The organism is Methanocalculus sp., assembly GCF_030651615.1.
GTDB lineage: Archaea > Halobacteriota > Methanomicrobia > Methanomicrobiales > Methanocorpusculaceae > Methanocalculus.
Genome location: NZ_JAUSCG010000223.1, coordinates 1 through 12,291, shown reverse-complemented (window position 1 = coordinate 12,291; position 12,291 = coordinate 1). Strand labels below are relative to the sequence as shown.

Annotated in this window: 11 protein-coding genes; 6 read left to right on the top strand and 5 right to left on the bottom strand. The window is 51.1% G+C overall.

The genetic code is table 11. From position 1 onward, the window contains the following. The 5 genes from Q7V06_RS09405 to Q7V06_RS09385 all read left to right on the top strand — a co-directional run. Positions 1-217: Lrp/AsnC ligand binding domain-containing protein (locus Q7V06_RS09405; protein WP_304840889.1), on the top strand; the 217-nt coding region annotated here is incomplete at its 5' end. Between the two features lie 19 nt (positions 218-236). Next, on the top strand, positions 237-1,394 hold the full coding sequence (locus tag Q7V06_RS09400) for an aminotransferase class I/II-fold pyridoxal phosphate-dependent enzyme (RefSeq protein ID WP_304840891.1): 1,158 nt from the start codon (positions 237-239) through the stop codon (positions 1,392-1,394). 197 nt (positions 1,395-1,591) lie between these two features. Continuing rightward, positions 1,592-2,998, top strand: a complete 1,407-nt coding sequence (locus Q7V06_RS09395; protein WP_304840887.1) for a DNA-directed DNA polymerase II small subunit — start codon at positions 1,592-1,594, stop codon at positions 2,996-2,998. Between the two features lie 111 nt (positions 2,999-3,109). Continuing rightward, entirely contained in the window at positions 3,110-3,889 is a 780-nt protein-coding gene (locus Q7V06_RS09390; RefSeq protein ID WP_304840885.1) for a tetratricopeptide repeat protein, read from the top strand. 144 nt (positions 3,890-4,033) lie between these two features. After that, the gene (locus tag Q7V06_RS09385) at positions 4,034-6,058 is read left to right on the top strand and encodes a sodium-translocating pyrophosphatase (protein ID WP_304840883.1); all 2,025 of its coding nucleotides are present in this window, start codon (positions 4,034-4,036) and stop codon (positions 6,056-6,058) included. 99 nt (positions 6,059-6,157) lie between these two features. Here Q7V06_RS09385 and mgtE read toward each other — a convergent pair whose 3' ends face one another. The 5 genes from mgtE to Q7V06_RS09360 all read right to left on the bottom strand — a co-directional run bounded on the left by mgtE (position 6,158) and on the right by Q7V06_RS09360 (position 10,594). After that, positions 6,158-7,495: a magnesium transporter gene (gene mgtE, locus Q7V06_RS09380; RefSeq protein ID WP_304840881.1), complete on the bottom strand. Its 1,338-nt coding sequence runs from the start codon at positions 7,493-7,495 to the stop codon at positions 6,158-6,160. An 86-nt stretch (positions 7,496-7,581) separates the two neighbouring features. Next, positions 7,582-8,433 (bottom strand): carboxylating nicotinate-nucleotide diphosphorylase, encoded by an 852-nt coding sequence (gene nadC / locus Q7V06_RS09375; RefSeq protein WP_304840879.1) that lies wholly within the window; start codon positions 8,431-8,433, stop codon positions 7,582-7,584. 5 nt (positions 8,434-8,438) lie between these two features. After that, a complete protein-coding gene (nadA, locus tag Q7V06_RS09370; protein WP_304840877.1) occupies positions 8,439-9,335 on the bottom strand; it encodes a quinolinate synthase NadA in 897 nt (298 codons plus the stop codon). Beyond that, the gene (gene nadX / locus Q7V06_RS09365; protein WP_304840875.1) at positions 9,332-10,090 is read right to left on the bottom strand and encodes an aspartate dehydrogenase; all 759 of its coding nucleotides are present in this window, start codon (positions 10,088-10,090) and stop codon (positions 9,332-9,334) included. Before nadX ends, nadA begins: the two co-directional genes overlap by 4 nt. 66 nt (positions 10,091-10,156) lie before the next feature. After that, positions 10,157-10,594, bottom strand: a complete 438-nt coding sequence (locus Q7V06_RS09360; protein ID WP_370650843.1) for a cupin domain-containing protein — start codon at positions 10,592-10,594, stop codon at positions 10,157-10,159. A gap of 287 nt (positions 10,595-10,881) precedes the next feature. Between Q7V06_RS09360 and ablA the strand changes: the two genes are divergently transcribed. Continuing rightward, positions 10,882-12,201: a lysine 2,3-aminomutase gene (gene ablA, locus Q7V06_RS09355; RefSeq protein WP_304840873.1), complete on the top strand. Its 1,320-nt coding sequence runs from the start codon at positions 10,882-10,884 to the stop codon at positions 12,199-12,201. The last annotated feature ends 90 nt before the right edge of the window (positions 12,202-12,291 follow it).

Sequence of the window (12,291 nt, the reverse complement as noted above, 5' to 3'; positions counted from 1 at the left end):
GGTGAAGTCTCTTCGTCTCGTCACAGGAACCTATGACCTCCAGCTCATTGTCACCGGAAAGACGATGCAGGAGATAGCAGAGTTTGTATCCGGTCAGATCGCCTCACTCGAAAATATCCGGGAGACGGTGACACATATTGTAATGAAGACCTACAAGGAGCATGGCTGTGAGTTACAGAGAAGTGAAGGGGTTGAACGTCTCCCATACAGTTTCTGAAGAGAAACTCAATCTCCCGCTGAAGAGCTATGTCTCACAGCGTGCACAGACGATTCCCCCTTCAGGCATCCGGAAGTTCTTCGATCTCCTCCTTACGATGAACGATGTGATCTCACTTGGTGTGGGTGAACCTGACTTCAATACGCCATGGAACGTCGCTGTTGCAGGGATAGATTCTGTTGAGCGTGGAGCAACTGCCTATACCTCAAACAAGGGACTTCAGGAGCTTCGTGACCTCATCTCTTCAGATCTGATCTCCCGGTACGGAACAAGTTATGATCCAGAGAACGAGATCATCGTCACCGGCGGTGTATCCGAAGGGCTCGATCTTGCGGTCAGGACCGTTGTTGATCCGGGAGACGAGGTACTTGTTGCTGATCCCTGTTATGTCTCATATGCGCCCTGTGTCACACTTGCCGGAGGTATTCCTGTATCACTCCCCTGCCCGGCAGACGAGGAGTTCCGGGTGACGCCTGATGCACTGATGGAGCAGGTGACGAAGAAGACGAAACTCCTGATGATCAACTACCCGAATAATCCGACAGGTGGTGTTATGAGAAGGGAGGATATCATGGCAATCAGTGACATCATCGTCGATCATGATCTCCTCCTCTTATCTGATGAGATCTATGCCGAACTCACGTATGAAGGTCGCCATGTCTCACCCGCCTCACTGGATGACCTCTGGGAGCGGACGATCACCTTAAACGGGTTCTCGAAAGCCTATTCGATGACGGGATGGCGTGTCGGATACTTCTGTGCACCGCCGGAGATCACCGCAGCCGCCCTGAAGATTCATCAGTATGTGATGCTCTGCGCCCCGACGATGTCCCAATATGCTGCGGTAGAAGCATTAAAACGGGCAGAAGAGGCAAAAGACCGGATGGTTGCTGAGTTCAGGATGCGAAGAAATCTGTTTGTCTCCGGGTTAAACAGAATCGGTCTCCCATGTCACCTCCCAAAAGGCGCATTTTATGCATTCCCTTCAATTGAATCCACAGGCCTTTCAGATGAGGAGTTTGCTGAACGTCTCCTGCTCGAACACCAGGTCGCAGTTGCTCCGGGAAGTGCTTTTGGCCCATCAGGTGTAGGCCATGTCAGATGTGCATATGCCGTATCCCGTGAGGATCTCGAAGAGGCAACCCGGAGAATCGGCCTCTTCATTGATACGATTTAAAACGACATCTCATTTATATGAAAATGCATGGAAAAACCATCATTTTCATCTTGTATGCCTGTTGCCCTTGCTGGCATCATGAATGTTTTTTCAGAAGAACGAACGCCCGGATCATTCGTTTGAAACTACCTTCTGTTTATCAATGCAGAGATGAAGGATCGCAGGTATAATTGGATCAGAGATTCCATATACTCTCTATGCTCGCAGAGCAGGAGATCGTAGCCAGATTTTGTGAGGCAGGCCATCTTGTTGATCCGGCTGTTGTCTCCTACCTTAAGGAGCGGGGTGATCCCTCACTCATCTCAGGTATCCTGGCAGGTCTTCAGAAAGACTGCACCGTCGTCCTCCCCTGCCATCTCCCCTCACTCACCCCAAAACGCGATGGAATCCGGTTTACTGCTGACACCATCCTTGAAGTGATCGAAGGAATGGAGGGATCAGCCGGTCCTGTCCGGCAGATTGAAGATTATGTAGGGCTCTTTCGTAACCGATACGATATCCTCGGCGGTATCATAAAAAAACGGTCCGGCGCGATCCCTATTGAGGCGCTGACACACTCTTCACGGTTCCGTGACAGTGAAGTAACAGTTGTTGGTATCGTCATTGATCTGAAGACGACTGCAAAGGGTCATCGTATCCTTGAACTGGAAGATCCGACAGGAACAATCCCCATCCTCTTTAATAATGGCAGAGATGGATTTGCTGAAGCTGAGCGAATCGTGCCGGATGAGGTGATAGGAGTCAGAGGAAAACCGTCCCCTGATGGAAAGCTCTTCTATGCCGATCAACTCTTCCGACCCGATGTTCCGGTGCAGCATGCCCCCTACAGCCCAAAGAACTCCGGAAAGGTGGCGTTGATCTCTGATATTCATATAGGATCGGACACATTCCTTCAGGAGCCCTGGGACCGGTTCTGTGACTGGATCTCTTCAGAAGACGATATTACCTATCTTCTGGTCGCCGGGGATCTCGTTGATGGCATCGGCATCTATCCCGGCCAGGAGAAGGAGCTTACCATTCCAAATATCTATGAGCAGTATGACCGTCTGGGTGAGATGCTCTCAACACTTCCCTCCCGCCTCAGAATCGTACTTGCACCAGGGAACCATGATGTGGTAAGGGGTGCAGAGCCGCAGCCGGTTATCCCTGAAGAGTTCCGTTCCATGTACTCAAAAAACTGTATATTCGTGGAGAACCCGGCGGTTATCTCCATTCATGGCGCACGGGTGCTGATGTATCATGGCAGGAGCATCGATGATCTCATTGGCATGATCCCGGGTGCACGATACGAAGCTCCGGCAGAGATGATGGAAGCGATGCTGAAGCGGCGCCATCTTGCCCCTACCTATGGAAGAAGAACACCGGTACTTGCAATGGAGAAGGATCGTCTCCTTATCGATCCCGTCCCTGAGATTCTCCACACTGGTCATGTTCATATTACCGGGATCTCCAGGTACCGGGGAGTTCTTGCGGTGAATGCCGGAGCATGGCAATCCCAGACGGCATTCCAGAAGCAGATGAATATCAACCCGACTCCGGGGCAGGCAGTTATCGTTGACCTTGAGAGTATGGAGCCGAAGATCTGCGATTTTTATTCTTCATAATAAATGACCATCTGACACTTCTTTACCTTTTTATTTCATATCAACGTTCTTTCTGTGATGGAAATGAATGGGTACCTTAAAATATTATTATGTGCTATAGTTCTCCATATAATGAAGCTGTACCATCTGGTTCTTCTGTTTCTCATCATTATCATCGTATTCATCGTACAACCGGTTCCTCTTCCACTTCCAACCGGTGTCGACTCTGTGGCAGTCGGTGCATTAACCCTCTTCGGAGATGGTTTCCACTCAATGAATCAGACAGGTATCGCTTCTTCCTGTTACTCATATGCCCTTTCATTCAATGAAACTGATACGCAGATCCTGCATAAGAAAGGAGATGCTCTCTATAAAATGGGAGAATACGACGAGGCTGCGGAGATATTCCAGTCTGCCGCTGCACTCGATCCGACAAATCCTGTATTCCTGGTCGGTCAGGGCCGCGCTCTTCTGAAGGCGGGTGATACCGCCGGAGCTGAAGCCTCCTTCAATAAAGCCCTGGAAGTATCTCCGGAGGATCCTGCTGCTCTCCATACACGGGCAGTCTCCCTCCTGTCACAGGGGAGATACACTGAAGCGATCCGTGATCTCGATCGTCTCGTCGAAGAGAATCCGGAGAGTGCACATGCGCGAATGTACCGGGGTGACGCATATCTCTTCATCACAACGAAGTACGAAGCGGAGATGAGGGAGATGAAAGGGTCAAAGGATATCATGGGTTCCGGCACCCGGTTATCGTCTGAAGCGTCAGGTGCGTACCAGAAAGCATCAATGGACTACATGAAGGCGATGGAGCTTGATCCGTTCCTGACACCCGTCATCACGGCGAAGATGATGGCACAATACCAGTCTCAGGCAGAGACCTTCGGGATGATCCTTCAGTCACTCTGATCATTATTTTTGCGCGCCATGGTGAAGTGTACCGAATAACGTTTCGTTGATAGACGTATCCCCCAATCAATTTCCATATGCTATTTATGCTCTTCGTACCTTCTTCTATGGAAGGCATTCCGAACATATGGAGGTACCTGAACTATGGATCTCATCTATTTAGCGCCTCTCTGCGCCCTTATCGGCCTTGCATTTGCAGGCTACTCTTTCCTTATGGTTAAGAAAGAGGGCACAGGGACAGAGGCGATGCAGAAGATCGCCGCCGCCATCCATCTCGGCGCCATGGTCTATCTGAACCGCCAGTACCGTGCGATTGCAATATTCGTCGTCGTTCTCGCGATCGTTTTAGCAGTTGGAATCTCTCCGCTCACCGCAGCATGTTTCGTCCTCGGTGCTATCCTCTCCGCAACAGCCGGATATATTGGTATGCACACGGCGACCGCAGCGAACGTGAGAACAACCAATGCAGCACGCCGTGGGATTGCAGAGGCTTTCCGTGTCTCGTTCTCAAGCGGCTCAGTGATGGGTATGGCCGTCGTCGGCCTTGGACTTCTTGGTCTCTCCATCGCCTATATCGCTCTCTCTTCAATGGGACTTGCGCAGGATGTTGTCCTCTCAACCGTGACCGGATTTGGTCTTGGCGCATCCTCAATTGCGCTCTTCGCCCGTGTCGGCGGAGGTATCTTTACCAAAGCTGCTGATGTCGGTGCTGACCTTGTCGGCAAAGTCGAAGCAGGCATCCCTGAGGATGACCCACGAAACCCGGCAGTCATTGCAGACAATGTCGGTGACAACGTCGGTGACGTTGCAGGTATGGGTGCTGACCTCTATGAAAGTTACGTCGGCTCCATCATCGCTGCGATGGTCCTTGGTATCACCGCAGTGAAGACCGAGATGTATATGGGTGTTGACCCGATGCAGCTTGTTCTCCTCCCGATGATGATTGCAGCTCTTGGTATCATCTCTGCAATCATCGGATCATTCTTCGTCAGAACGAACAAAACTGAGTCGAGTGCAATCCACATGGCCTTCAACAAAGGTCTGATCGTCTCGATCGTTCTCGTCGTGATTGCAACCTACTTCCTTGTCACGACGCTCATCGGACCACAGTATGTTGGCATATTCGTTGCTGCCATCGCCGGTCTCATCGCAGGTTTTGCAATCGGTCTCATCACCGAGTACTATACCTCGTATGATCGGGCACCAACACTCTCAATCGCCAAATCCTGTGAAACAGGAGCTGCGACAAACATAATCACCGGTTTTGCAAAGGGAATGGAATCGACCGTTCTTCCGGTGATCTTCATCTCTATTGCGATTGGAGTCTCCTATCACTTTGCCGGTCTCTATGGTATTGCAATTGCCGCAGTCGGTATGCTCTCGACACTCGGTATCTCCCTTGCTGTTGATGCATACGGACCGGTTGCAGATAATGCCGGTGGTATCGCTGAGATGTCGCACCAGGACCCACATGTCCGTGAGATCACCGATACCCTTGATGCTGTCGGAAACACCACTGCCGCGATAGGAAAGGGTTTTGCAATCGGATCAGCAGCGCTGACCGCACTTGCACTCTTCTCTGCATATACACTTGCAGTCGGTGTTAATGTCATTGATGCAACCAATCCGGTGGTCTTCATCGGTATGCTGATCGGTGCCATGCTGCCGTTCCTCTTCTGCGCACTCACCATGACCGCAGTTGGAAAGGCTGCATACGCAATTGTTATTGAGGTTCGCCGTCAGTTTAAGGAGATTAAAGGGCTTATGGAAGGTACAGCAGAGCCGGATTATACGTCCTGCATTGCCATATCCACAAACTCTGCTCTCCGTGAGATGATCGCACCCGGTGTCCTTGCCGTCGCTGCACCGCTCCTTGTCGGGTTATTACTCGGCCCGGAGGCGCTCGGCGGTCTCCTCGTCGGGTCACTCACCGCAGGTTTCCTCCTTGCAGTCACCATGGCAAACGCCGGTGGTGCATGGGACAACGCAAAGAAATACATCGAACAGGGCCACCTTGGTGGAAAGGGATCGCCCGCCCACAAGGCGGCAGTCGTCGGTGACACCGTCGGCGACCCATTCAAAGACACCTCAGGTCCTGCCATTAACATCCTGCTGAAGCTGATGTCGATGGTAGCACTCGTCTTTGCCCCACTCCTCCTCCTCGCATGAGGATGATGAACACTCTTTTTTTTGCCGGATCTCCGGTACACGGTTTTATCTTCTATTGATGAAGCCACCCGGCTCTCTTCGTTTATGAATACTCTTCTCTTATACTCCAACTCCGAGATACCAGGTTGCAATTGAGAAGTAGATCATCACCCCGATGATATCGGCACATGAGGTAACAAGCGGGGTGCTTGCCACTGCCGGATCCCTTTTCAGCTTCGTCAGGAGGAAGGGGAGCGTCATCCCGATGAGAGACCCTATGAAGACGATCAATACCATCGAGAGGCCGACGACGACTGCAACATCGATTCCGGCCCTGACAATGCCGAGGAGGATAACTGCAAAGGCCAGTGTCACACCAAGTCCGGCTGAGATGATCGTCTCCCGTCCGATGAGGTGAAGGAAGTCATGCATCCTGATATCCCCGGTTGCAAGTGACCTGACCATCAGCGTTGCAGACTGTGACCCGGCATTTCCTCCGCTGTCAATTAAGAGTGGAAGGAAGAATACAAGTGCGATGGTGGCTGCAATGGTATCTTCAAAATATGCGATGCCGGCCCCTGAGAAGATGTTCATCAGCACAAGCACCAGAAGCCAGGGGATTCGTTTGCGATAGAGGAGACCGACTGTTGCATCCCTGACATTCATCCCGATATCACGGACCGATCCGATCTTATGGAAATCCTCTGTCCCCTCCTCCTCAAAGAGATCCATCGCGTCGTCGAAGGTGATCGATCCGACAAGCCGATCCTCTCCGTCAAGGACTGCGATGGCAGGGAGATCATGTTCAGCAACAAGTTCCGCTGATCTGATACGGGGATCTGTTGTCCTGACAAAGATTCCGGGTTCGTCTGCCAGATCTCCGATTCTGACCTCTGTACGTGTCTTAAGGAGGCTTCCGAGACTGAGATGACCGCGGTAGACCCTCCCCGAACTGATGACATAGATGACACCCATCTCATCAGGCCGGAGCGGGCTTGCATGAAGATTCTGGAGGACCTCGCCGACGGTTGCATCTTCACGGACAGCCAGATAACGGGACGTCATGAAACGTCCGGCACTCCCGACGGGGTAGCCGAGGAGCGTGTTGACGGTTGCTGCATCGCCCGGTTCCATTCCGGCAAGAATCCGTTTTGCCATCTTCGCCGGAAGCTCTTCAAAGAGCCTGATCTGATCATCAGGATCAAGACCTTCGATCAGCCGGAGGGTCTCGGGATCTTCCATCAGACCGATCAGCCGTGCCTGGTGGTCCGGATCAAGTGACTCGAAGACATCAAGTGCCGTATCTTTGTCAAGAAGACGGAAGAATATCGTATAATCGGTATCTTCCATCTCAGAGAAGAGATCCCTGCACTCGCTCTTTGAGAGAGATTGCGCATACTGCTGGAGTCCCGTCCAGTCTCTCTCTCTGAGAAGTCTGGAAATATTGTCCCGGTGCAACTGATGATACCCCCTTTGATCAAGGTGTATGGTGGTATCTTTTATAAGTGAACTGGCACGTGTTCAAAAGAGGGGGGTAGTCAATGTTATAATTTGACGACCTTTTCAGCCTTCTTTATGTCAAGGCTCAGATCGAAGTTTTTAACGGAATGGGTGAGCCAGCCGGATGAGACGAGATCGATGTTACAACCGGCATATGATCCGGCATTATCAGGGGTGATACCCCCTGAAAGCTCGACTGCGATCCGCTCACGGAGACCGGATGAAACAAGAAGCAGGAGCGTCTTCCTGACCGTTTCCGGGTCCATATTGTCAAGGAGGAGGATATCAGCTCCGGCGGAAGCGGCGGTGATCGCATCTTCTGGTGTCTCCACCTCTATTTCGATGATCTTATACCGGGAGAAGATCCTTGCCCGTCTGATCGCCTCTTCAATCCCGACAAGGGCGAGGTGATTGTCCTTGATAAGAACAGCATCAGAGAGGGAGTACCGGTGAGGATCTCCACCACCGAGGATGATCGCTTTTTTGTCAAAGATCCGAAGACCCGGTGCAGTCTTTCGTGTTCCGGCAACCCGTGCCCCGGGTATCGCTGAACTGACGAGGGCTCTGAATCTTCTTGTAGCAGTGGCGATCCCCGACATCCTCCCCATGATATTCAGGACGGTTCTTTCTGCCTGAAGAATCCCATGAACCGGGCCAATGAGATCAAGGATCTGTTGACCCGGGTCCACCCAGGCTCCGTCCTGCGTAAGTGAATGCACCTCTACTCCGCACTCTCCGAAGAGGAAGATTCCCTCCTCAATCCCTGCAATCACTCCGGTTTCACGTGCGAATATTCCTGCTCTCCCTACGGTTGCAGGAATGATCGCATCAGTTGTAACATCTCCAAATGGGAGATCTTCTGCAAGGAACCTACGGAGTGCATCGACTGGGATCATATCGGTTATCCTCGTATCGCGATCATCCGTTCCACTGCTCTTCGTGCGGGAATGGCGATCTCAATTGGAATGTGAACCTCGTAGACACCTTCCCGGAGTGATCGGAGGAGGTCAATTAGGGTAATCTTCTTCATATCCCTGCAGACCGCATCCGGACTGGTATGAAAGATCCGATCAGGATACAGTTTTTTGAGCCGGTATCCCATATCGCGTTCTGTGCAGACGAACCATTCACGAGATTCTCCTGCATGGCGTACCATGCCCCCTGTCGATGCGATGAGATCAGCTGACTCCTGCACCGATGGCTGGCATTCGGGATGGCATACGACCCGGCAACCGCTCTTCTTCGCCTCTGCAATCTCTTCAGCGGTGAAAGCAGTATGGACATAACAGTGCCCTTCCGGCGGAAGGGGGATGATCACCTTATCCGGGACCTGTCTCTGAACATATGATGCGAGGTTTGCATCCGGTCCAAAGAGGATCGTCTCTTCAGGAAGTGATCTCACGACTGCTGCTACATTTGCCGAGGTGCAGGTGATGTCTGCGACGGCTTTGACAGCCGCAGTTGAGTTGACATAGACGACGACGGCGGCGCCGGGATGTTTCTTTCTGGCTTCGATAACCATCTCTGGTGTCAGGTGATCGGCGAGCGGACATCCGGCATCCCGGACCGGGATCAGCACCGTCTTCTCAGGTGAGAGGAGTTTGGCTGTTTCGGCCATGAATAAAACACCGCAGACGATCAGAACAGGCTCTTCTGCAACAGCAGCTTTAACTGCAAGTTCAAGGCTGTCTCCAACAAGATCCGCAACATCCTGTATCTCAGGCATCTGGTAGTTATGAGCGAGTATGAGGGCGTTCTTCTCTTTTTTAAGTTGTTGTATCTCAGCATTGATCATCATGTTCCGATCACCAATGGGTTATCAAGATTGTGAAGGAGTGTCAGTATCGAAAGGGCCGCAAGATAGCTTGTTGACGGATTGTCCGGGCTTGGAACATTTCTCACACGGATATATGCATCTCCAAACTCGCCTTCGATGAAGATCTCGTGGGTATTTCTATCCTCATCGGGATCAACCCAGAGTTCGACATCAACTTCGCGGCCTGCAGCGAGTGTGAGTGCTTCTGAGACATTCACGTTCTTTGGATAATTCCTGATACATTCGTTAGCCTTTCCAGAGAAGATCATCCTGCGTTCTGTCGATTCGATCCGCAGCGATGCAGGACTCTTTGTCGTCCTGAGGAGGAAGTTCGTGATCCCCGAGATCTGACCGACTTTGATATTGTCAAGTCCCATCACTGCACCTGAAGGTATGTAGATCTTTTTCCCCATCTCACGGGCGATCGAAACCAGAGAGTCGCAGAAAGATGCATCAGATAATGCCCCGACACTCATCACGACGATATTTCTGCCTGATCGAAGAACCGCCTCTCCATACTCATGCGCGGCTGCAACAGATGCAGCTTCTACAACGATCTCAAAATCAGCTGTTAAAAATGAGGTGAAGTCGGTGAAGGCAAGAGCCCCGGAGGCTGACGCGAGTTCATCAGCCCTCTTCTGGATCTGGTCATAGACTGCTGTAATTGAAAATCCTTTCTGATTCTTTGCGATGATGTGCCCGATATTGCCGCACCCTAGCAGTCCAACGGTGATCATTAGTATTTTATTGCTCCTGTGCGGTATAAACGGTTCTGGTCGTCTTTTGATCTTCCTCTCTTTTGCTTATCTCTTCTTCTTTTTATCTGCCTTTTTTGCTTTCTTCTTCGCCTTCTTCTCCGCCTTCTTAGTATCTTTTTCTTCCGGCCCGGTCTCTTCTCCCTTCTTCTTGGCATGGATCATGATGAGCATCATCTTGAAACGTGAGATCGGTGATACCGCATGTGGAATAGTTGCTGGCATGATGATCATCTCACCCTCACGGATATGATGGGGAACTCCTGCTATTGTGATCTCAGCCTCTCCATCAAGTGCAAATGCGAGTGCGTCAAACGGAGCAGTATGTTCAGAGAGTCCATGGTCTTTGTCAAAAGCAAAGAGTGTGACTGTTCCCTCCCTGCTCATCATCACCATTTTGCTGACGACTGTCCCCTCCTGATAGGTGACCATATCACGCGGCATGATCACACGACCGATCAGCGATTCACCCTGTTCTTCTGGCATACAGGATGGATGGATCTCTCCTCATATCAACCTTATGATCTCCCGTCTCTCCTCTCTTAAAATATAAATTATTCGAATATTTTTGGTTGGAATGTATTATTATCATCGTTCTGCCCTCTGATCGGCCCGTCCTCAGTGTTCTCCCCTCTGATAATGTTATTATATTTATATGTATCCTACAAATTCATTTAATTTGTTCTCTATTTTCCAAAATAGTTATTTATAATCATTTTTGGGTGATCTTTAAGGAAGATGGTACCCAATAGTTATAGAGAGTTGAATTTATTATGAAAGTTTTTTCAGATAGAGCAGAAGCCGATGAGGAGTATGACGATATCGGGGTCAATGCTCCGGGATGGAGAGACTGGAAGTGGCAGGTCGCTCATACGGTACGGGATCTCACAACACTTGAGAGGGTGCTTGGGATTAATTTCCCTGAAGATGAACGAAGAAGGCTTGTGGAGACGATCGATAAGTTTCCCCTTGCAGTCACCCCTTATTACCTCTCCCTCATTAAAACAGATGATTATGCAAATGATCCGGTGTACCGGCAGGCGGTTCCTTCTCCGGATGAACTGATCATTGAAAGCTGTGAGCTGGAAGATCCCCTTGCGGAAGAGAGCGACAGCCCGGTTCCCGGGATCACCCACCGTTATCCTGACCGTGTCCTCTTCCTCGTCTCAAATGTCTGTGCGATGTACTGCCGCCACTGCACACGGAAACGGAGGGTCGGTGACCGGGATCGTATCCCGACGTGGGAAGAGATGGAGGCAGGGATTGCGTACATCCGTGATCACCCTGAGGTTCGGGATGTCCTCCTCTCCGGAGGTGATCCCCTGATGCTCCCCGACGATCTGCTCGATCGTCTGTTAACGCAACTCAGGCAGATCCCGCATGTTGAGGTGATCAGGATCGGGAGCAGAACCCCGGTTGTCCTTCCCTTCAGGATCACCGATGCTCTCGTCACCGTTCTCAAAAAACACCAGCCGATCTGGCTGAATACACACTTCAACCATCCGCAGGAGATAACACCCACTTCAGAACAGGCGCTTGCAAAACTCGCTGATGGAGGTATACCGCTTGGCAACCAGTCGGTTCTCCTGGCAGGCGTCAATGACTGCCCGAGGATCATGAAGGCACTTGTCCAGAAACTTGTGAAGAACCGGGTTCGTCCCTACTATCTGTACCAGTGCGACCTCTCAGAAGGGCTCTCGCATTTCAGGACACCGGTCGGAAAGGGGATTGAGATCATCGAGAACCTGATCGGTCATACAAGTGGGTTTGCAGTTCCCACCTACGTCATCGATGCACCCGGAGGCGGAGGAAAGATACCGGTGATGCCGACCTACCTCATCTCATACTCAACGAACAAGGTGATCCTGAGAAACTATGAAGGGGTGATCACAACCTATCAGGAACCGGATCATTATACCTCGATCTTCTGTGACCGAAACTGCAAGGAATGTTCGCTCCAGCTGAATCTTTCGGGTGGAGAAGAGCAGCATGTTGTCGGGATCGCCCGCCTCCTCTCTGACTATGATGAGACGACGGCACTTGTGCCAACAGACTCTGAACGGATCGCCCGGAGGGATGATGAAGAGGAGTGATCCTGTCATCAGGATGGGAGAGAGCCTCATTCAATATGGTGCCAATAATGATCGGATCTATCTGATGCGCCTCGATCCAAAGGATACCGA

Coding starts and splice junctions, on each gene's coding strand:
- Q7V06_RS09360 (WP_370650843.1), bottom strand. CDS start 10,594: ATGCCAGAAGAACAGGGTGAATCGCTGATCGGTCGTGTGATCATGCCG.
- nadC (WP_304840879.1), bottom strand. CDS start 8,433: ATGATCCCAGTCGATGCACTCCGTAGGTTCCTTGCAGAAGATCTCCCA.
- ablA (WP_304840873.1), top strand. CDS start 10,882: ATGAAAGTTTTTTCAGATAGAGCAGAAGCCGATGAGGAGTATGACGAT.
- Q7V06_RS09385 (WP_304840883.1), top strand. CDS start 4,034: ATGGATCTCATCTATTTAGCGCCTCTCTGCGCCCTTATCGGCCTTGCA.
- nadX (WP_304840875.1), bottom strand. CDS start 10,090: ATGATCACCGTTGGACTGCTAGGGTGCGGCAATATCGGGCACATCATC.
- Q7V06_RS09395 (WP_304840887.1), top strand. CDS start 1,592: ATGCTCGCAGAGCAGGAGATCGTAGCCAGATTTTGTGAGGCAGGCCAT.
- Q7V06_RS09390 (WP_304840885.1), top strand. CDS start 3,110: ATGAAGCTGTACCATCTGGTTCTTCTGTTTCTCATCATTATCATCGTA.
- nadA (WP_304840877.1), bottom strand. CDS start 9,335: ATGATGATCAATGCTGAGATACAACAACTTAAAAAAGAGAAGAACGCC.